Annotated in this window: 21 protein-coding genes; 13 read left to right on the top strand and 8 right to left on the bottom strand. The window is 41.2% G+C overall.

Annotation, left to right across the window (positions count from 1 at the left end; all coding sequences use genetic code 11):
• Window positions 1-480: 480 nt before the first annotated feature.
• From rpmH to mnmE, 5 genes are all read left to right on the top strand, one after another.
• The gene (rpmH, locus tag MP622_RS14155; RefSeq protein ID WP_000831329.1) at window positions 481-615 is read left to right on the top strand and encodes a 50S ribosomal protein L34; all 135 of its coding nucleotides are present in this window, start codon (window positions 481-483) and stop codon (window positions 613-615) included.
• Between the two features lie 30 nt (window positions 616-645).
• Entirely contained in the window at window positions 646-1,035 is a 390-nt protein-coding gene (gene rnpA, locus MP622_RS14150; RefSeq protein ID WP_044739553.1) for a ribonuclease P protein component, read from the top strand.
• 9 nt (window positions 1,036-1,044) lie between these two features.
• The gene (yidD, locus tag MP622_RS14145) at window positions 1,045-1,365 is read left to right on the top strand and encodes a membrane protein insertion efficiency factor YidD (protein WP_016168948.1); all 321 of its coding nucleotides are present in this window, start codon (window positions 1,045-1,047) and stop codon (window positions 1,363-1,365) included.
• 5 nt (window positions 1,366-1,370) lie between these two features.
• Complete coding sequence (gene yidC / locus MP622_RS14140) at window positions 1,371-3,125, top strand: membrane protein insertase YidC (protein WP_044739552.1); 1,755 nt, start codon at window positions 1,371-1,373, stop codon at window positions 3,123-3,125.
• A gap of 101 nt (window positions 3,126-3,226) precedes the next feature.
• Complete coding sequence (gene mnmE, locus MP622_RS14135) at window positions 3,227-4,582, top strand: tRNA uridine-5-carboxymethylaminomethyl(34) synthesis GTPase MnmE (protein WP_243791486.1); 1,356 nt, start codon at window positions 3,227-3,229, stop codon at window positions 4,580-4,582.
• A 255-nt stretch (window positions 4,583-4,837) separates the two neighbouring features.
• Here mnmE and MP622_RS14130 read toward each other — a convergent pair whose 3' ends face one another.
• The 3 genes from MP622_RS14130 to MP622_RS14120 all read right to left on the bottom strand — a co-directional run bounded on the left by MP622_RS14130 (window position 4,838) and on the right by MP622_RS14120 (window position 7,685).
• Window positions 4,838-5,668 carry a class I SAM-dependent methyltransferase gene (locus MP622_RS14130; protein ID WP_044739550.1) on the bottom strand — a complete coding sequence of 277 codons (831 nt, stop codon included), beginning with the start codon at window positions 5,666-5,668 and terminating at the stop codon, window positions 4,838-4,840.
• 445 nt (window positions 5,669-6,113) lie between these two features.
• Window positions 6,114-7,292, bottom strand: a complete 1,179-nt coding sequence (locus MP622_RS14125; RefSeq protein ID WP_243791484.1) for an MFS transporter — start codon at window positions 7,290-7,292, stop codon at window positions 6,114-6,116.
• Between the two features lie 126 nt (window positions 7,293-7,418).
• Entirely contained in the window at window positions 7,419-7,685 is a 267-nt protein-coding gene (locus MP622_RS14120) for a metal/formaldehyde-sensitive transcriptional repressor (RefSeq protein ID WP_044739548.1), read from the bottom strand.
• Between the two features lie 54 nt (window positions 7,686-7,739).
• On the opposite strand from MP622_RS14120, the gene dmeF reads away from it, so the two are divergent.
• Window positions 7,740-8,648, top strand: coding sequence for a CDF family Co(II)/Ni(II) efflux transporter DmeF (gene dmeF, locus MP622_RS14115; protein ID WP_243791482.1), 909 nt, complete (start codon window positions 7,740-7,742; stop codon window positions 8,646-8,648).
• 119 nt (window positions 8,649-8,767) lie between these two features.
• Window positions 8,768-9,469, top strand: a complete 702-nt coding sequence (locus MP622_RS14110) for a DsbC family protein (protein ID WP_016168955.1) — start codon at window positions 8,768-8,770, stop codon at window positions 9,467-9,469.
• 70 nt (window positions 9,470-9,539) lie between these two features.
• Here MP622_RS14110 and MP622_RS14105 read toward each other — a convergent pair whose 3' ends face one another.
• The 4 genes from MP622_RS14105 to MP622_RS14090 form a co-directional block, all read right to left on the bottom strand.
• Complete coding sequence (locus MP622_RS14105) at window positions 9,540-9,797, bottom strand: GlsB/YeaQ/YmgE family stress response membrane protein (protein ID WP_104441294.1); 258 nt, start codon at window positions 9,795-9,797, stop codon at window positions 9,540-9,542.
• Between the two features lie 209 nt (window positions 9,798-10,006).
• Entirely contained in the window at window positions 10,007-10,534 is a 528-nt protein-coding gene (gene hpt / locus MP622_RS14100) for a hypoxanthine phosphoribosyltransferase (RefSeq protein WP_016168957.1), read from the bottom strand.
• 204 nt (window positions 10,535-10,738) lie between these two features.
• Window positions 10,739-12,058, bottom strand: a complete 1,320-nt coding sequence (gene guaD, locus MP622_RS14095; RefSeq protein WP_104441292.1) for a guanine deaminase — start codon at window positions 12,056-12,058, stop codon at window positions 10,739-10,741.
• Window positions 12,059-12,291: 233 nt separating this feature from the next.
• Window positions 12,292-13,254 carry a TerC family protein gene (locus MP622_RS14090; protein WP_243791480.1) on the bottom strand — a complete coding sequence of 321 codons (963 nt, stop codon included), beginning with the start codon at window positions 13,252-13,254 and terminating at the stop codon, window positions 12,292-12,294.
• A gap of 639 nt (window positions 13,255-13,893) precedes the next feature.
• Here MP622_RS14090 and MP622_RS14085 point away from each other — a divergent pair.
• Window positions 13,894-14,178: a GNAT family N-acetyltransferase gene (locus MP622_RS14085; RefSeq protein ID WP_016168960.1), complete on the top strand. Its 285-nt coding sequence runs from the start codon at window positions 13,894-13,896 to the stop codon at window positions 14,176-14,178.
• Between the two features lie 102 nt (window positions 14,179-14,280).
• A complete protein-coding gene (locus tag MP622_RS14080; protein WP_243791478.1) occupies window positions 14,281-14,637 on the top strand; it encodes a hypothetical protein in 357 nt (118 codons plus the stop codon).
• 61 nt (window positions 14,638-14,698) lie between these two features.
• Here MP622_RS14080 and mpl read toward each other — a convergent pair whose 3' ends face one another.
• The gene (gene mpl / locus MP622_RS14075; RefSeq protein ID WP_243791477.1) at window positions 14,699-16,066 is read right to left on the bottom strand and encodes a UDP-N-acetylmuramate:L-alanyl-gamma-D-glutamyl-meso-diaminopimelate ligase; all 1,368 of its coding nucleotides are present in this window, start codon (window positions 16,064-16,066) and stop codon (window positions 14,699-14,701) included.
• Between the two features lie 254 nt (window positions 16,067-16,320).
• On the opposite strand from mpl, the gene MP622_RS14070 reads away from it, so the two are divergent.
• The 4 genes from MP622_RS14070 (at window position 16,321) to MP622_RS14055 (ending at window position 20,576) form a co-directional block, all read left to right on the top strand.
• Window positions 16,321-16,659 (top strand): DMT family protein, encoded by a 339-nt coding sequence (locus MP622_RS14070; protein WP_026441189.1) that lies wholly within the window; start codon window positions 16,321-16,323, stop codon window positions 16,657-16,659.
• A gap of 294 nt (window positions 16,660-16,953) precedes the next feature.
• Window positions 16,954-17,469: a 5-(carboxyamino)imidazole ribonucleotide mutase gene (gene purE / locus MP622_RS14065; protein WP_026441188.1), complete on the top strand. Its 516-nt coding sequence runs from the start codon at window positions 16,954-16,956 to the stop codon at window positions 17,467-17,469.
• A gap of 14 nt (window positions 17,470-17,483) precedes the next feature.
• Complete coding sequence (locus MP622_RS14060; RefSeq protein ID WP_243791475.1) at window positions 17,484-18,605, top strand: 5-(carboxyamino)imidazole ribonucleotide synthase; 1,122 nt, start codon at window positions 17,484-17,486, stop codon at window positions 18,603-18,605.
• Between the two features lie 672 nt (window positions 18,606-19,277).
• Entirely contained in the window at window positions 19,278-20,576 is a 1,299-nt protein-coding gene (locus MP622_RS14055; RefSeq protein ID WP_243791474.1) for a lytic murein transglycosylase, read from the top strand.
• The last annotated feature ends 3 nt before the right edge of the window (window positions 20,577-20,579 follow it).

The raw sequence follows: 20,579 nt of genomic DNA, 5'->3' as shown, positions 1-20,579 counted from the left end.
TTCGCAAACTATGGATAAAAATAATCACCAAGTTATCCACAATTGATTAAAATCTTAAAAACACAGATATCCACAGGCTTAAGTCTTGTTTTTATATATTAAAAATAGCTTTTCCACAAAAAAAGTGCCTCCTAATAAGAATAAATTTAAATTTTAAAATTTGAATTTATTTATTAAAGCTCACTTTCATTGGGGATAACTTGAGTAAAAGAATAAATTTAAATTTAAACCACCAATTGTCTATCAATGTGTGGATAAATTTGTGAATAATATTGTTTATAACTTATTTTCTATTATTTAACAACTTATTATGGTGTGAATACTTTTTAATTGAGTGAATAGAACAATTGAGCTATTTGTAGACAAGCTGATTTGGTTACAAGTTTATTTGGTCTGAATGAGTGTTTTTGATTGACAGCTCAAGCAATGAACACTAAAATCGCGGACCTTTATAGAAAGATCAATTTTTGGAGTTTCGATATGAAACGTACATTCCAACCATCTGAATTAAAGCGTAAACGCGTTCATGGTTTCCGTGCTCGTATGGCTACTAAAGCTGGTCGTCAAGTATTAGCTCGCCGTCGTGCAAAAGGTCGTCACAGCTTAACTGTTTAATCTGTTAACGCTTAAACGATTTTGGGTGTTATGACACTTTATGACTTCGGCGCAGAGCGGCGTCTTCGCTGTGCTGCCGATTATAAAGTTGTATTTGATGGTGCGCTTTTTAAAGTGCATCAACCCCATTTCTTGTTTCTTGCCACACATTCCAAGCAACCTAACAGTCGTTTGGGAATTGTTGTTGCCAAGAAAAAAGTGCGCCGTGCGCATGAAAGAAATAGAGTAAAACGACTTGCTCGCGAAAGCTTTCGCCTGCATCAAATGCAACTGGATGCCTTGGATATTGTTGTTATGCCTAAAGTTGGTATAGAAACAGTCGCCAATTCAGAATTGCATCAGCAATTACAATTTGCTTGGCAAAAGCTGCAACGCATTGCCAAAAAGCATTCAAAAATAGCTCCCTCCCCACAGAAGTAGAGAAAGCCAATGGTACGTGTGCTGCATTGGTTCATTCGATTCTATCAGATCGCGATTAGTCCTATGTTGGGACCACGCTGTCGTTATATACCTACATGTTCTCAATATTCATTGGAAGCAATCCATACGCATGGAGCTGTACGGGGTGTTTGGTTGGCTGCAAATCGTATTTGTCGATGTCATCCATGGGGCGGCTCAGGTTATGATCCTGTTCCTGCAAAAGCAATTCGTTTTATTTCATTTCAGCAAATCGATTCTCAAATGCATCTCGTTGCTGTACCCTTTCGTGGATGTTTATGGAATCAAAATCACTCTAACTTTTTGGGGTAATAGATATGCAACAATGGGCCAGGATTGCAATTCTAGGAGCCATGTTTGTCGTCGCATATTTGCTTATTTTGGCATGGCAAAAGGACTATGGTCATAATGAAACTCAACAACAGCCACAAAAAGCTGCTGTCGTTTCACATGAAGTCTCTGCTGACTTGCCAAATGGACAGACAGCTACGGCTGCTTCTGATGTGCCACAAGCAAATAGTACTGCTCAGCAAACTACAGAATCGACTGCGGCAGCAAGTCAACAGCTTATTTCAGTTCAAACTGACCTTTATCATCTTTGGATTAGTCCAAAAGGTGGTGATATTGTTCGTGTTGAATTACTCAATCATGATAAAAACAAAGATAGCGATGAACCGTTTGTTATGCTGGAAAGCGATGCCAAACGTACGTATGTTGCACAATCTGGTTTAATTGGTCTAAATGGACCTGACAGTAGTCGTAATGGTCGTCCTGTCTATGAAATTGAGAAATCTGCATATACTTTAGCTGATGCAAAAGCAGCGAAAGATAAAGACGGCAAGTCAGTTAAAGTACTTTCTGTTCCGATGGTCTTTAAAACGGCTGACGGTGTAGAAATTATTAAAACATTTACCTTCACTCAAGGTGAATATCCAGTTGTGGTCAATCACAAAGTGGTTAACCGCAGCGGTCAAAACTGGCAAGGCCAGATGTTTGGTCAGCTCAAACGCGATAATTCAGAAGATCCAGGAAAATCGGATCAAGGAATTTTCACTTTGGGTACCTTCTTGGGTGGTGCTTGGGGTACGCCTGAAGAACATTACAACAAGCTTAAATTTGCCAACTTTAACGATGAAAAGTTAAATGTTGAAGCAAAAGGCGGCTGGGTTGCAATGGTTCAGCATTACTTTGTCAGTGCTTGGATTCCAGGCGAGTTGAAGTTGACTCAGGCCAATGGTCAAGCTTATAGCGCTAAATTAGAATCGCGTAAATCGAGTGATGATATGAACATCCTCAGTTTTACTTCACCGACCATCAATGTACCTGCAGGTACTGTGGCAGAGGTTGACGCGACGTTCTATTCAGGTCCTAAAATTCAATCTGAATTGAAAGATTTGGCTGTAGGTTTAAATCAGACCGTTGATTATGGTTGGTTATGGCCAATCGCGAAATTATTGTTCCTAGGCTTACAATTCTTCCATAACTTGGTCGGGAACTGGGGCTGGTCAATCATTTTATTGACTGTATTGGTTAAACTCATTCTGTGGCCATTGTCGTCTAAGAGCTATCGCTCAATGGCGAAAATGCGTGTAATTGCACCAGAAATGCAGCGTATGAAAGAAGAATTCGGTGAAGACCGTATGCGCTTCTCTCAAGAAATGATGGCATTGTACAAGCGTGAGCAAGTCAATCCACTTTCAGGTTGTTTACCATTATTATTGCAAATGCCGATCTTCTTGGCTTTGTATTGGGTACTAATGGAAAGTGTGGAATTGCGCCATGCACCTTGGATGCTCTGGATTCAAGACTTATCAGCAATGGACCCGTGGTTTATCCTGCCATTATTGATGGGTGCGACCATGTTCATTCAGCAAATGTTGAACCCACAACCTGCTGATCCAATGCAGGCGAAAGTGTTCCGCATTATGCCAATTATGTTTACTGTATTTATGTTGTTCTTCCCTGCAGGCTTGGTTCTGTACTGGATTGTGAACAACACGATTACCATTACACAACAATGGTTTATTAATAAATCAGTAGAAAAAGCACGTAGCTCGAAAGAAGCCGCATAACGCAGCTTCTCACAGCAACTAGCTGATTAAATCCGCTTAAGATGGTAATCTTAGGCGGATTTTTCTTTGGGTTCGATTGGGACTAACGTCAGGTGAATTGTATGCAACATCAAACCACTATCGCAGCGATTGCTACTCCTCCAGGTCGTGGTGGTGTGGGAGTGATTCGTCTTTCTGGTCCACAAGCTTATGCAATTGCAGAACAGTTGACGCAAAATGCATTACCAAAAGCACGCATGGCTGGGTTCCGCCAGTTTCTTGATTTTGAAAATGAAGTACTGGATGAAGGTTTGGTAATTTTTTTCCCAAATCCAAACTCATTTACAGGTGAGGATGTAGTAGAGTTACAGGGACATGGTGGACCTGTGATTCAAAATGCTTTGCTCGCGCGGTGCTTAGAATTAGGTGCAACTGCTGCTAAGGCAGGTGAATTCTCCATGCGTGCCTTTGAAAATGGCAAACTGGATTTGGTCCAAGCCGAAGCGATTGCCGATTTGATTGATGCGACTTCGCAGGCCGCTGCACGTTCGGCTGTGCGTTCTTTGCAAGGTGCCTTTTCCCATAAAGTGAATACGGTGCTGGAAAAGTTGATTCATTTACGTCTACATGTGGAAGCCGCAATCGACTTTCCTGAGGAAGAAATTGATTTCTTGGCTGATGGTAAGATTTTAACTTTATTGGAAGATGTGCAGCACTCGGTTGCTGCGGTGCAACAATCTGCTCGCCAAGGGCAATTGCTGCGTGAAGGTTTGCAGGTAGTGATTGCAGGTAAACCGAACGCAGGTAAATCTTCCTTACTCAATGCATTAGCAGGCATTGAACGTGCGATTGTAACGGATATTGCAGGCACTACCCGTGATGTATTACATGAAAAAATTAGCTTGAATGGTTTGCCGATTACGTTAACCGATACCGCAGGATTGCGTGAAACGGGCGATGTGGTGGAAAAAGAAGGTATTCGCCGTGCGATTAAGGAAATTGAACAAGCTGATTTGCTGTTATTGGTCTATGACTTGAGTCAAGGCGAAGATCCTCTGCAATTGGCACGTGAATATTTTGAACACCATCTTGAGCCTAAGCGTCTAATGTTGATTGGGAATAAGTGTGATTTGACTGGTGCAACTGTTCAAATTGGCGATTTTCACGGTTTCCGTCATATTACGGTTTCAGCTAAACAGGAAACAGGTGTTCAATCGCTTATAGAAGCGATTACGGCGCATGCAGGCTTCCAGCCAGAGGAAGACACCTTTATTGCACGAACTCGTCATCTAGATGCAATGAAGCGCACTCAGCACTATCTTGCAGAAGCACATGAACAGTTGGTGGTGTTTCATGCAGGTGAATTGGTTGCCGAGTCATTACGCCTTGCTCAAAATGCTTTGGGAGAAATTACGGGTGAATTTAGTGCGGATGACTTGCTTGGGAAAATTTTCGGCTCATTCTGTATTGGAAAGTAATTTAGAACTTAAGTGTTGTTGAATAAGCTGCAATAAATTCTATTTATAAAATAAAAAGCATTCAGTTCACAATGACGGAATGCTTTTTATTGTTCTATGGGGTTTCATCATTTGACTTTACAATAAATCGAGTTGAAATAGCAGGAAAGTTTTTAATCTCGTAAAGGCATTTTCTATGAGATCATGCCCTCATCTATTTCTTTATTTTATATATCCTGAGTTACTTAAGCATTGGTTGTCTTGAGTTAAGCAAAGTCATTTTTTCGCAATGATTTGTGCCAGGACAATCCTTCCCTCTTGTAGGTTTTTTCCTTGATTCTGCGCCATGATTTTAAAATCAGCCCCCAGTAGTATGTGAAACCCCAGGGAGGGTAAGCCTTCCTTTTGTATCTTTTCAGCCAGAGACACAAACCATGTACGTGCACTTTCGGTTGTATCTAACCAGTCAGTAATTGTAAAACCTGCTTCTTGGAGTAGCTGACGTAGCTCATTTGGCTGTACCAGAAAGCTGGTATTTGCTGTGCGTGCCCATGGCACCGGAAAAAGGACAGGACCCGATGGGCCTGCAAGAACATCATAAATTGCTAGTGTGCCATCTGGTTTTAGCACCCGATACATTTCCTGATACAGACGAGCTTTATCCAAGATATTCATTGCCACATGTTCTGTCCAGACGACGTCAAAGGTCTGATCGGGAAATGGAAGTTGGGTCGCATCTCCTTGGTGATAATCAACTTGGTGCGCAAGACCAATCTTGGTAGAAAGCATTCTCGCAGCACGACAGTATTCTTCTGTGAGGTCAATGCCTGTGACGTGACAGCCGAATTCTTTTGCAAGACAACGCGAAGTTCCACCAATACCGCTACCGACATCCAGTACATGTTTTGTTGCATCAAGTCCAGCAGCATGGGCCAGCTCCAGAGTGGCTATCCGTCCTCGGATATGAAACTCATCAATCGGTGCCAGATCTTCGGGTGTTAGCTGGTTGATGTTCTTACCTGCTTTTTCCAGTGCGTTCAGGATGATGTCTCCCAAATCGGGACGTGTATAGTGCATTTGGATTGTTTGATTGACACGAGATTGCATAAATATGATCCTCCTCGTGTTGACTGTAAGTGATAGGACATATTGACTCTATGACTGAAGAAAGGTGTGAAAATATCTGTTTTATTCAGTATTTAATTGTGCTTATTTGATTATGCTAGTCGGGCGAGTATTCAATATGTTGTCATTAATTCGCGTTTTGTACCACAATCATAACAAATCACAAGATCTGAAAATAGGGACATACATCGTGCCACTGTATCTAATAGTTACCAGTCTCAGATTGCCATTGAGTCTAATGAAAAAAACAGTAAAGAAGATGTTGAGTGATATTAGCGGAACTTTAATACGTGAGTGATCGCTTTGTTGGTCGTTGCTGAATTTGTGATTGATTTTGATTACATCATAATGATGTACATTAAGCAGGCAGTTTGCAAAGTGTTAAGGCATGATTGTTGAATAATGAAAAAATTTATTCAAAGTGGTTTTAAATTTGGAGGTTATTTTTATTCTGCCAGAACAATAATGTGAAACATAGAAGTGCCATAGCCATACCAAAACCGCTCACTGCCAAATTTAAGCCCCATAGATCGGCACTGTAACCGACTGCAATAATCGGTACGATAGTCCCCAAATAACCTATAAACAAATATGTCGAAATGACCGCAGCACGATTGTGTGGGGTGGTCATTTGATGAATCAGACCAAAAGACCCCATGATACCCAAACCATGCCCCAAGCCAACGCCAATATCACTGATAAAAAACAAAAGACTCCAATGCGTTTGCATACAGATGGCTAAAAGTAAACAACTTCCCATCATCAGAATCAAACCATAATTTAAGCTACGTGCCGCGGGTAACGATTTGGCAAAAAACTGAACCAGTGCAGAAATAAACAGAATGCTGGAAATGGCCAGACCACTGACCAAAGGACCATGCCAAGGAATTAGGTCTTTGACAAAAGATGCTGACAGTGAAGCAAACAGACTGAATGCGCCAAAAGCACAAAATGCAGTTAAACCTGCAATAAAAAAATGAATACGTGCTGAGGCGACAGGAAGTTCCAAATGTGGTGCAATCGAAAAGGCTTGTGCTTGAAAAGTCGGTGGCTTTAAGCAAAAGAGACCGATCAAACAGAGCATTGCCCCCGCAATCACTGGGAGATAAGGTACCAGTAATGGCAATGCTGAAAATTGAGCAATTACACCACCAATCAAGGGGCCTAAAGCAAAGCCGATGACAGTAATAATGGAACTTATCTGAGGTGCATGAGGTTTATAACGGTCTGGAATAGTGAGCATTAGGCCTAACATGGCGGAAGTACTGATCAGTCCTGATGCAATCCCAATAATAAAACGTCCTAAGCCGAGCGAAATCGCTGTATGGGCAAAAGCAGAAAGGACTAATCCCGTAATGACAAATCCTAAACCGATTTGTAGCGTGCGCAAAAAACCAAAGCTGTTACTGGCGCGGCCGAAAAACAACAGTGTTGCTAAACAACCAAACATATAAGCAACGAAAATATAGGTAATCTGACTGGGCAATAAATGCCACAGTTCTTGATAAATCGGATACAGCGGGCTGGCTAAAGCTGTACCGATAGTTCCCATAATCAAGGCAAGGCTGACCATGATAAATGGACGCCAAGTTTGAGAGTTTGTCATGAAGCCAACCACAAATGAGTGCATATTGCCATGCTATAAAAAGCTAACAATGAGCAAAGAGAAGATGTTATTGGCAGTGTACTGGTGATGTGCTTCTGCGGTCAATTTATCTAATCTAATAAAAACTTAGCTATAACGTTTAAGTAACTTCATAAATTCAGCCAGTTCTTGTTCATTAACCTCTGCATGCTCCCCAATAACATGATGGCGTAGATGTGCTTCGATTAATTCGTTCATCAGACCGTTAACAGCACCTTTAATTGCAGCAGCTTGTTGTAATATTGCGATACATTCTGCATCGGGCTGCTGTAATGATTGTTCCACAGCATTCAATTGGCCTTGTAGACGCTTAACGCGGTTTAAAATCTTTTTATCCTGATGCAAATGGCCCACACGCTGCTCCAAAAATAAATATACTATGGGGGAGTATATTTAAAATGACCTAAAATGAATATTTTCCCATCTTCACGCAGTCACACCCATCAATTTGATGAAGGTAATCCGCTCGCACAAAAACGTATTTTACTGGCCACTATTCTAACTGCAGTCATGATGTTATTAGAAGTCATTGGCGGCTGGATTTTTAATTCGATGGCATTACTCGCCGATGGTTGGCACATGAGTTCGCATATGTTGGCATTGGGTCTGGCTTATTTTGCCTATCGCGCGGCTCGTCATTATGCCCAAGATCATCGTTTTAGCTTTGGTACGTGGAAAATTGAAATTTTAGCGGGATATAGCAGCGCAATTTTACTGTTAGTGGTTGCAATTTTTATGGCATTTCAGTCGGTAGAACGCCTGATTTATCCTGTGGATATTCAATATAATCAAGCAATTCCGATTGCAATTTTAGGTTTGGTCGTGAACTTGATTTGTGCATGGTTGTTACATGATGGTCACCATCACCATCACCATCACGAGCATGATTTGAATCAAAAAGCAGCTTTTTTACATGTGGTTGCCGATGCCGTGACTTCGGTCTTTGCGATTGTTGCTCTTTTTGCTGGGAAATACATGGGGTGGTCATTCCTTGATGCTTTATTAGGGATTTTAGGGGCAATTTTGGTCGCACGTTGGGCTGTGGGACTGATGCGGGACACGGCGAAAACCCTATTAGATGCAGAAATGAATCATCCTGTCGTGGAGGAAATCCGTGAGGTGATCCATGATTTGCCAGTTGTTGTTGAAGTGACCGATTTACATGTCTGGAAAGTCGCCAAAGGTAAGTTTGCCTGTATTTTGGCATTGAACAGCCCTTCTCCATTAACAGCGGATGAAGTGCGTGCCGCTTTATCAATTCATGAAGAAATTGTACATATCTCGGTAGAAATTAATTCATTTGATGTTGCCGTTTAAGTTCCACGTGAAACACTCAGGTATTTGTTTTACCAAATACCTGATAAAAATTATTAATCAGCATCATAATTCGGATTAAACTGATTCACTTTTATAACTTACGTGAACGAGCAGAATTCATGTTGAAAAGAACAATGGTTGCGATGCTGGCAGGTTTCATTTCTTGGTCTAGTTTTGCGAGTGTCGAGACTGTAAAAACCAATTTAGCCAAACAACATCCAGATTTGAAAATTGAGAATATTCAAAGCACGGAAATGCCAGGTATCTATAGTGGTTCTATGGATGGTCAAGTGGTTTATGTTGGAGAAAATGCCCAACATATTTTAGTGGGATCGATGATTCGGTTGAAAGATCAGCACAACCTGACCAAAGACTTAATTGTAAAACAGAACTCGGTTGATTGGAAAAAATTGCCATTACAAGATGCGGTGAAAACGGTGCGGGGTAATGGTAAACGCCAATTGGCGATCTTTTCTGACCCAAATTGCCCGTATTGTAAGCAACTTGAGGCTGAATTAAAAAAACTGGATAACGTGACCATTTATACTTTTATTTATCCAATCAAGCCACAATCGGTTGCGCCGTCTAAAGCGGTGTATTGTGAAAAAGATCAAAGTTATGCTTGGGAAAACTTGATTGCTAAAGGGATTGCTCCTACGGGTAATAAAAGCTGTGCCAATCCCATTGAGCGTAATTTGAAATTAGGTCAATCTCTTGGTGTAAATGGTACACCTACGTTGATTTTCTCGAATGGTTTTAAAGCGGCGGGTGGCTTCCCTGCCGAGCAAATTGAACTCATTTGGAAAGAGTTTGGTTTGTAATGAGATAGAAATTAATTTAAAAAAAAAGCCTTTTCATGGTTCACATGAACAGGCTTTTTTGTGCGAAAAATTAAGCGCGGGATTTTTTCATAATAAGATTATAAATAAACAAAATAATAATCGCGCCAATCACTGAGGCAATAAAGCCAGCAGCTACATTGTCGGCATACAACCCGAGCATGCGTCCACCGTAAGTTGCGAGTAAAGAACCTGCGATCCCTAACAGGGTGGTAACGAAGAAGCCTGCCTTATCATCGCCAGGATGAAGTGCACGGGCAATCAGACCTGCAATAAAACCTACCACAATTGCAACAATGAGTGACCACATAAGTATTCTCCTTGTTCTTGTTTTGAATCAATGATTTTGACGTACTGCTTATTATTTTGGAGAAAAGGGTTGGAATTAAACAGAAGATCTGCAAAAAACTGTGGTGTTTTTGTGTGAGGGATTTATAGCAAAAAGACATAAAAAAACCTTCTAAACCCCGAGCAATGCGGGAGATAGAAGGCTGAATATTGGGTTATTCGACGCTAAGCTTAGAGACCAATTTCACCAATAAAAGGAATATGGCGATATTTTTGATCGTAGTCGAGACCATAGCCGACAATAAATTTATCTTCGACTTCAAAGCCTAAGAATTTTACCTCTAAATCAATTTCACGGCGTGAAGGTTTGCTCACGAGTGTACACAATTCAATTGAGTTGGGTTCACGTGTTTGCAAGATTTCAAGCACTTTGCTTAAGGTATGCCCTGAGTCAATAATATCTTCAACAACAAGGACATCTTTACCACGAATTTCGCCATCTAAGTCTTTTAGAATGCGTACATCACGGCTTGAAACGGTTGATTTGCCATAGCTCGAAACTGTCATAAAGTCGAGTTCATGTGGTTTTTCAATTGTTCGGCATAAATCAGCCATAAAAATAACGGAACCACGTAATAAGCCTATTAAGACAAGTTCTTTATCACTTTGGGCATAGTGGGCATTAATTTTAGCACCAAGCTCTTGCACTTTTGCTTGGATCTCTTCAGCTGAAATCATTACGCTCATTTGAACGGTCATGGGCAGATACCTAAAAATCAAAAATAAAAAAGGCGTTGACCTGCAACACCTCAAAATATGCGTTTATTTTAATACATCTTCTATCGAGATGCATCTTTTGTTGTATGTTTTTTGCTCGCACCATGACTGTCGTGTCGAAGTATGATCGTGCCTGCAAGCAGCAGCAGGCACAGTTTTAACTTGGATATTGGAGGTGTAATGGCGTTATTTTGGTTGGACATACGCCGCTTGACCATATACATAAGTTGCGTGAATATTACGGTCATCCCCCATCGTCATGAGGGCAAATAAAGCATCTTCAATGCCTTTGGCATGTTGTTGACGCAATGCCTGCAAGGCAGTTGCTTGTAGGTCGAGTACGATAAAATCAGCTTCTTTGCCGATATCAAAATTACCTAATTGCTGTTCAAGGCTTAATGCTTTGGCCCCCCCTAACGTGGCGTGGTAAAGCGATTCAAAAGCAGACAGTTTGTTGCCTTGCAATTGCTGTACCTTATAGGCTTCATTTAGCGTCTGGAGTTGGTTGAAGGATGTTCCTGCACCAATATCGGTGCCCAAACCGACTTTCACTTGTTTTTCCCATGTCTTCTTCAAGGGGAATAAACCACTACCGAGAAACAGGTTGGAGGTTGGACAAAAAGCAATAGCTGAATCCGTGGCATGCATGCAATCCCATTCACTGTCTTCTAAATGCACGCAGTGAGCAAAGACCGAACGTGAACCTGTCAGTCCATAATGATGATAAACATCCAGATAACCTTGCTGTGCAGGGAATAATTCTTTGACCCATGCAATTTCATTCTTATTTTCACTTAAATGGGTATGTACATAGACATCTGGATATTCGGCTTTAAGTTGCCCAGCGAGTTGTAATTGTTCAGGTGTGGAGGTGGGTGCAAAACGAGGTGTAATTGCGTATAGCGCACGCCCCTGCCCGTGCCATTTTTCAATCAGTGCCTTAGAGTCTGTATAAGCACGTTCAGGCGTGTCGCATAAAGCTTCGGGTGCATGGCGGTCCATCATGACTTTGCCTGCAATGAGACGCATCTGGTGGCGTTGTGCAGCTTCAAACAGAGCATCTACCGATTCAGGATGCACGGTACAAAACACCAACGCTGTAGTTGTGCCATTTTTTAATAGTTCTTGCACAAAGAATTCAGCAATTTTTGCAGCATATTCAGGGTTTTGAAACTGCATTTCGGTAGGGAAAGTATAGGTGTTGAGCCATTCAAGCAGTTGCTCACCATAGGCACCCACCATTTCCGTCTGCGGAAAATGGATATGGGTATCAATAAAACCTGGCACAATCAACTTTTCAGGATAATGTTGGATTTCGACACCTTCTGGCAAATGTGCTGCTGCATCTTGCCAAGCACCAAACCATTGAATTTTTCCAGCTTCACTGATTAGCACGCCATCTTCTATATAACGTACTTGCTCGGCGATGTCCGCGGCTTGCGTAACTAAATTTTGGATATCTAAAAAACGACCACGAACGACGGTGGTCTGCAACAATGAAGACATGGAAAAACCCTATAACTTTTACTTTTTTCGGTTGATTGTACCTGAAAATGACCGACTAAACTGTATAACCTTTACGGCATCCTTCTTGGCTAAAATACAACGAGGAAGTTTTTTTGCAGCCGAAGTCCAAATGAAGTGAAGGGAAAAAGCCGTTTGAATTTTGAGTTTTGCAGAAGTCGAAAAGACAGATTCAGCGAACTGAATCTGTCTTCTTGAAAATCAATTCATCAGGCTTAAGCCGATGGATTTTCTTGTTTTTTATTGTGGCGAATTGACAGCCATGCGGTAATGCTTAAAACAATCACGATAAAACCGAGTGAAATCCAGATTGGCATATGGAAGACATCCAGCATCAACATCTTAAAGCCGATGAATAACAGGATAATCCCGAGACCATATGGGAGGTAATGCATCTTCGATGCAGCGCCAGAGAGCAAGAAGAACATGGCACGCAGACCTAAAATGGCCATCAGGTTTGCCGTTAACACAATAAACGGATCACTGGTCACTGCAAAGATGGCAGGAATCGAATCCACTGCAAAAATTACATCAGACGCTTCAACCAGTACCAACACCAAGAATAATGGGGTAAACCACAACACGCCATTTTGACGAACAAAGAATTTATCGCCTTGCAGTTGGGGTGTAATACGCAAATGCTTACGTAACCATTTCAATAATGCCATGTTCTCGATATCGGGTTCGTCATCCTGCCCTTTCAGGAACTTAAAGCCCGTGTAAACCAAGAACGCGCCGAACAGATATAGAATCCAAGAGAATTCTTGGACAAACCATGCACCAATAAAAATAAAGATGGTCCGCAGTACAATTGCACCGAGTACACCGTAGAGCAAAATTTTACGTTGTAATGCTGGTGGAATTGCAAAAGCCGCAAAAATCATGAGCCAAACAAAGACATTGTCAATCGCAAGGGATTTTTCCAGTAAATAACCCGCGATATATTCCATGGTTTTTTGGTTGGCAATTGCAACCCCCACAGTTTGTTGTAAATACAGCCAGAGACCGCCTGCGAATAACATCGCCACACTGACCCAAGCAATACTCCAATAGGCTGCGGTTTTAATGGCAACTTGTTGCCCTTGTTTTTGTTTAAATCCGAGAAAGTCGATCAACAGCATGATAATTACAATGCCGAAGAAGACCAAATACAGCCATAAATTGCCGATAGATTCCATAAAAATCCTCCACATCTGGCAATTGGCCACAAAAAAACCTTGACCTGTTGCCAGATGAAATAAACATCTGTGTCAACATGATCAAGGTCTTGCCTACATTACCTTGGGTAATGCTCAGATACCGACTTTTTTCAAAGTGTAATGACGATATTCTGACACGTCAGCACAGAGTACTGTAGCTGACGTCTGGAGGAGGCTACTCCCCTTGTTCAAATTCTGTATTGGATTGAATCCAAATGATGTGGCAAGAATCGCATATTTTATATAAAAGTGCAAATTTAACGCGAATGTGATCGATGTAAATTATGAGATGCCTGACCCGAAGTTGAAAGAAAAGTTTATTCTTTATCTTCGGTTTAAAGTTTAGGGTCTAAATGGAACTGTGTTGTCATATTGAGCGATCACTTTGGCCAATAACGAACCACAGAGCATTAATACGAAATAAATTAACATGCCACTACTCCTGTGCGTACCATCTGTTTAGCATAGAAATAAATAAGCGTGAGCTTCATCCCTTGAACTAGGGATTTCCTGCTTAAGGTGTAACCAGATTTTAAACTTTGGTCGAAAAATGGCTGTTTTTTCTACGGTGCTTATGGCATGTTAACTGCAATGCATCTACTTAGAGGAAAGCGCAGTATGCAATTTCAACACCATAATAATGCCGAAAAAGGTGAGTTTTTTCTAAATGATGCTGAGGGGCAACGTATTGCTGAAATTACCTATGTTTGGCGTGATGCATCTACGATTGTTGCTGACCATACTTGGGTAGATGATTGTTTACGTGGTCAAGGTGTGGCACGTCAGTTGTTGGATGTCTTGGTCGAATACGCACGCGAAAAACAGTTAAAAATTGTGCCAGTGTGTAGTTATGTTGATGTGATGTTTAAACGTGATCAAAGTTTGTTGGATGTGGCGGCTTAATATAGTCATCGTATTTTATTGTACTTTAAGGATTACAACTTAATGAGAACAACATGGTTGTGTTGCCTGAACAGTGTGTTTAAGACAGTTGAATTGAAGTAAATGAAGAAGCTTTTATCTCTTGTCTTATGTAGTTTGCTTTCCCCTTTAGTATTTGCCGAAGATTGTGCAAAACTTGAGGAAAAGGCAGGACAAAAAGAAGTCCAGATGATTCCCCGTTGGGGCATGAAAGTGATTGCCCCATCACGTGTCTATTTTCACTCTGCACCCAGTGATGCCTGTAAAATCAAGGATCTGTTCATTATAAAAAATGATTTTATTACCGCTTATAGCACTTATGATGATGGCAAAGAACAATGGGTTTCGATCATGTATATCAGCAAGCGTTTGGGTGACACAGTACAAGGTTGGGCAAAACTAAAAGACTTTGAATATACGGGCACGATGTCCGCTTTTTAGTTGGATAATCTTAAAAAAAACCGCAATCTAATGTGCGGTTTTTTTTCAGAGCTTTAAGCGTTTATTCTGCATTTAAAGCACGAATCAATTTTTGGTGTAAGCCACCAAACCCACCGTTGGACATAATCACCACGGCATCGCCCTCACCTGCTTCAGTCACCACGGTTTGAATAATATCTTCAAGGGAACGCGCCACAATCGCTTTGTTAGATGCTGCATCAATCACGGGTTGTAAGTCCCAATCCAAACCTTCAGGTTGATACCAAATCACTTCATCTGCCAGCCGTGCCGAATATGCCAGTCCATCTTTATGGCTACCCATACGCATGGTGTTTGAACGTGGTTCAATGATTGCCCAAAGTTTACGTTCACCTAAACGTTTACGTGCACCTTCCAGTGTGGTGTCAATTGCAGTTGGATGATGGGCAAAGTCATCGTAGACTTCAACGCCACGTACAGTCCCTAAGAGTTCCATACGACGCTTTACACCGCCGAAGTGAGACAGTGCTTCACATGCAGTTTCAATGCTTACACCCACGTGTTCAGCCGCAGCAATAGTAGCCAAAGCATTTGCCACCGAATGTTGCCCTGTCATGTTCCATTTCACTTCGCCTTTGACTACACCGTGTTGCAATACTTTAAAGTGTGAGCCATCTGCCGAAAGCTGTTCCGCAGACAGTGCCGCATCAGCATGCGCATCTAAAGATGTGCGTACCACAGGTGTCCAACAGCCCATTTCCAATACTTCATCAATGTTGCTTTCAGTAATTGGGGCAATAATGCGACCTTCACTTGGGATGGTACGGACTAAATGATGGAATTGTTTTTGAATGGCAGCCAAATCATCAAAAATGTCGGCATGGTCAAATTCAAGGTTGTTTAAAATGGCAGTTTTTGGATGGTAATGCACAAACTTGGAACGTTTGTCGAAAAATGCCGAATCGTATTCATCCGCTTCAACACAGAAATATTTTCCGCCACCTAAGCGAGCACTTTCAGAGAAACCTAAAGGCACACCGCCAATTAAAAAGCCTGGTTCTAAGCCTGCCTGATCCAATACCCATGCCAACATGGTGGTGGTGGTGGTTTTACCATGAGTCCCAGCAACTCCAAGGACATGTTTACCTTGCAAGACATGATCTGCAAGGAATTGTGGCCCTGAAATATAGGGTAAACCTTCATTGAGCATATATTCAACCGCGTCAATTCCGCGTTTCATGGCATTGCCGACAATGACTAAATCAGGGTGCGGTTGTAAATGGCTACGATCATAGCCTTGCATTAAAGTAATGCCTGCATTTTCCAGTTGAGTGGACATGGGCGGATAAACGTTCAGATCTGAACCTGTCACCTTATGTCCTAAATCTCGCGCTAATAACGCCAATGAACCCATAAAGGTGCCGCAAATACCCAAAATATGCAGATGCATTGATCTTTAACTCCACTGCTTTTTGACACAACACTTCATGATTGGTGTTGTTGTCAGAATTGATTCGATTTGACAGCAACGATATCAAGGCTCTTAGGGAAAAGATAGTTTTTCTTGTATCAATTTAGACAGTTCACTCATGACAAATTTCATCAAGATTAAAGTTGATAAAATTACCTAAAGAAAGCACTTTGACTTATACTTTTGAGCCTATTTTAGGTCTTAGTTGTGAATGTGGTGTAATGATGAATACCATGCTGATTCCGTTTGCATTGTTAGTAATATCCAATTGTTTTATGACATTGGCTTGGTACGGTCATCTAAAATTTTTACATGGTGCACCCTTGTGGCAAGCCATTTTATTTGGCTGGTTAATTGCTCTATTAGAATATGCTTTTATGATTCCTGCTACTCGTCTCTTGGCACAGGATGGTTGGTCTGTAGGACAAATGAAAATTACCCAAGAAGTCATGACTTTATTGGTTTTTGTCCCATTTATGATTTATCTGTTTAAACAACCATTTAAGTTAGATTATCTTTGGGCAGGCCTGTGTTTATTAGGTTGTGTGTATTTCGTATTTAGAAGTCAATAATTGCTTTCAGGGCTATTAAGGTTGTAGTGAGTGGTTTTCAGAGATGATGTAAAAAACTTACTGCAACCAGTTCGCTATAGAATGGTCTAAATATGACTTTGAGTGGCTGATTTTTTCATCAAGGGAATCATTTCCTTATTTTTATCGAAAAAAAACTAAAAATATCTCGCTCTAGCCCTGCTTAAGTTTTGGAGAGATGAAAAAGCAGTCTATAATATGGGGCTTCTGAACCATTTAAAGCTTGGCTCTCGTCGAGATTTATCCTCCTTCACTCTAGTCTCTGGAACATTAGCAATGAATGCGGCCGCAGCACAAGACGCTCAACCCCTCGTAGGAATTATCATGGGTTCTCAATCTGATTGGGCGACTCTCGAACACACTGCCAATATGCTTAAGCAACTTGGTGTCCCATTTGAAGCTGAAGTGGTTTCTGCACACCGTACCCCAGATCGTTTATTTGAATATGCTGAAACTGCACGTGATCGCGGAATTCAAGTGATTATTGCAGGCGCAGGCGGCGCAGCACATTTACCAGGTATGTGCGCGGCAAAAACCGACTTACCAGTCTTGGGTGTACCTGTAAAATCTTCTATTTTAAATGGTGTTGACTCACTGCTTTCAATTGTACAAATGCCAGCAGGTATTGCAGTGGGTACTTTAGCAATTGGCCCTGCGGGTGCAACCAATGCTGCAATTATGGCAGCACAGATTCTTGGTTTGACGCGTCCAGAGATTGCTGAAAATGTAGCAAATTTCCGTGCAGCACAAACGGAAAAAGTGGCAAGCAACAATATTCCGGGTCAAGCTTAAAACGGGACACAGTTATGAACAAAACCATCGGTATTTTTGGTGGTGGTCAGTTGGGTCGTATGATGGCGCAAGCTGCTTTACCACTCAATATTCAATGTACCTTCTATGAAGCAGATACAGACTGCCCTTCCGCAGCTTTAGGTCAGGTGATTTCAAGTCAGACTGAACAAGGTCTGCAACAGTTTATTCAAAGCGCAGACGTGTTTAGTCTGGAATTTGAAAATACGCCACTGGCAGATGTCGATCTTTTGACGCAAAGCAAAGCCATTCACCCACCACGTCAAGCTTTAGCGACTGCACAAAATCGTTTAATGGAAAAAGCCTTATTCGATCAATTGCAGATTCCTGTTGCGCCATATCAAGCCGTGGATTCTTTAGCAAGTTTACAACAAGCTGTTAAGACGCTAGGTTTACCATTGGTGCTGAAAACAGCTACTGGCGGTTATGATGGTAAAGGTCAATTTGTACTGCGTAGCGAAGATCAAATTGAGCAAGCATGGGCTGAATTGGGTCCAGCAAAAAGCTTGATTGCAGAAAGTTTTGTGACGTTCTTGCGTGAGGTTTCCATCATTGCGGTGCGTGGTCAAGATGGTGAAGTGAAAACTTGGCCTTTGGCTGAAAACCATCACCACAATGGCATCTTGTCGCATTCGATTGTTCCTGCGCCAAACAGTGTAGATTTACAACCAGCTGCACAAGACTACATCACACGTTTACTCAATCACCTGAACTATGTGGGTGTACTGACGTTGGAATTGTTTGTGACAGAACAAGGCCTATTTGCCAATGAAATGGCACCACGAGTACATAACTCAGGTCATTGGTCGATTGAAGGTGCAGTCTGCTCGCAATTTGAAAATCATATTCGTGCAGTTGCAGGCCTACCTTTAGGTTCAACCGAAGTGGTCCACCCTACTGTGATGATCAATATCATTGGACAATATCCAAAATCAGAACAGGTTTTGGCGTTAAATGGCGCACATCTGCATTTGTACAACAAAACAGAACGTGCAGGTCGTAAGATCGGTCACATCACGTTAATGCCAAATGACAGCACTCAATTGACCACTTTATGCCGTCAATTGGCGAAAATTTTGCCTGTGCCTTTAGCATTAAGCGAAGATATGACCATTTAAATCCTGAACTGTTTAGCAAAAAAGCGATCACTCTGTGGATCGCTTTTTTTATGTCAATGACTCAGGCATGCTACGCGACCTTGTATTGAAGCATTACCTTTTGTCGTAAATTTCAGCTTTTTGTTGTGTCTGAGTTGAATGAAAAATAAGCTATAAGCCGTAGTTTTTGGTTGTTAAAGAATAAGAAAATAGAAAAAACTTTGAATTCAAAACTGAGGTTGGGTGAAAGTTTTAAATTTAAACACAGAGTAAATCATCAATTGTGGATAAAATAATTTGAATTTAAAATTGATAAGCGGTTTTAAATTCATTTTTTTTAAATTTAAAAGAGCGAGTTATGAATTTAAATCGGCATTTTTGAATTCAAAAATCACAAGTAAAGGTCATGACTCATGCTGATTCTACTTAATTTGTTGGTGTGTGTTTTGAATTTAAAAGATACGGTTATGGATAACATCTTTTAAATTCAAATTTTTGGTTTTAAATTTAAAGTGGTGCTTTTGAATTTAAATTAAAGCGTGATTTGGGTTGTGGGTAACTATTTTTGAATTTAAAAGTGAAATATGAATTTAAAATTAAGAAAATGAATTCAAATTTTACGTTTCTTATCTGTCAATTTTGTACTGGAATGTTAAGGTAAGCGCATAATTTGAATTTAAAACGAAAGTGATGATGAAACGAATTAATTATTTTATTTTTGGATCCATTTTTTGGTTTACGGCACCATCCCATGCGGAATTGATTATTAATGGTCAGCCTACTTCCGTTTCGACTTATAATAATAACTTAACAAACCAAAGTGCTTACAGTGCCGAGAATAATTTTCAAGCTTGCTTGTCAAATTTGCGTAGTCAAGCACTTGCTGCAGGTGTCAGTGCGAGTACTTATGATCGTTATACCCAAAATTTAACGCCTGATTATAGCGTGATTGATAAGTTAAATTATCAACCTGAATTTTCTACACCCATTTGGGACTATTTGTCAGGTCTGGTCGATGATGAGCGAGTTGAAATGGGGCGACAAAAATTAGTCCAGCACCGTGAGGTTCTGAATCGCGTTGCCCAGACTTATGGTGTGCCTGCTGAAACGGTGGTGGCAGTCTGGGGCGTTGAAAGTAATTTTGGTAATATTTCAGGCAGTTATCCTTTATTACAGGCTCTCGGTACTTTAAGTTGTGAAGGCCGCCGCCAAAGTTATTTCCGTGGTGAGTTTTTTGCCACTATGCGTATTTTGCAGCGTGGTGATTTAAGAGAAGAACAACTACGCGGTTCGTGGGCAGGTGCATTTGGTCATACGCAGTTTATGCCATCGACTTATGAAGAATTAGCTGTCGATTTTGATGGTGATGGTCGCCGTGATTTGGTCTCGAGTACCTCAGATGCACTGGCTTCGACTGCTAATTTCCTGACCAAGCGAGGTTGGCAAACAGGCATGCCTTGGGGCTTTGAGGTAACGACACCCGCAAGCTTGTCTATTTCAGGTGAAGGGCGCCGTAATAAGAAAAGTTTATCTTACTGGATGAATCAAGGGCTGACACGTGCGGATGGTAGTGCCTTAATTCAGGGGAATCTGTCTGAAAGTACTCCAGCAGGATTAATGGCACCCGCTGGAGAAAACGGACCTAAATTCCTAGTTTTTAAGAACTTTGATGCTATTTATAGTTATAACGCAGCTGAAAGTTATGCTTTAGCGATTGCGCATTTATCGGATCGCTTACAGGGCAAAGGCAATTTCCGACAAGGTTGGCCAACCAATGATGCAGGTACATCTCGTTCAGAACGTCGTGAAATTCAGCAATATTTACTTAATCGTGGTTATGATATTGGTAAAGTAGATGGTTTGATTGGTGATAAAACCCGACAAGCGATTCGTGATGAACAGATTCGTATGGGTTTAAATCCGACTGGACGAGCAGGGCAACAGACTTTGCAGGCCTTTCGTAATGAAAATGCCAAATTAATGATGAAGTAAAAC

The organism is Acinetobacter sp. PK01 (assembly GCF_022819285.1).
In the GTDB taxonomy this organism is placed as follows: Bacteria; Pseudomonadota; Gammaproteobacteria; order Pseudomonadales; family Moraxellaceae; genus Acinetobacter; species Acinetobacter tandoii.
This window is presented reverse-complemented; position numbering and strand designations above follow the sequence as displayed.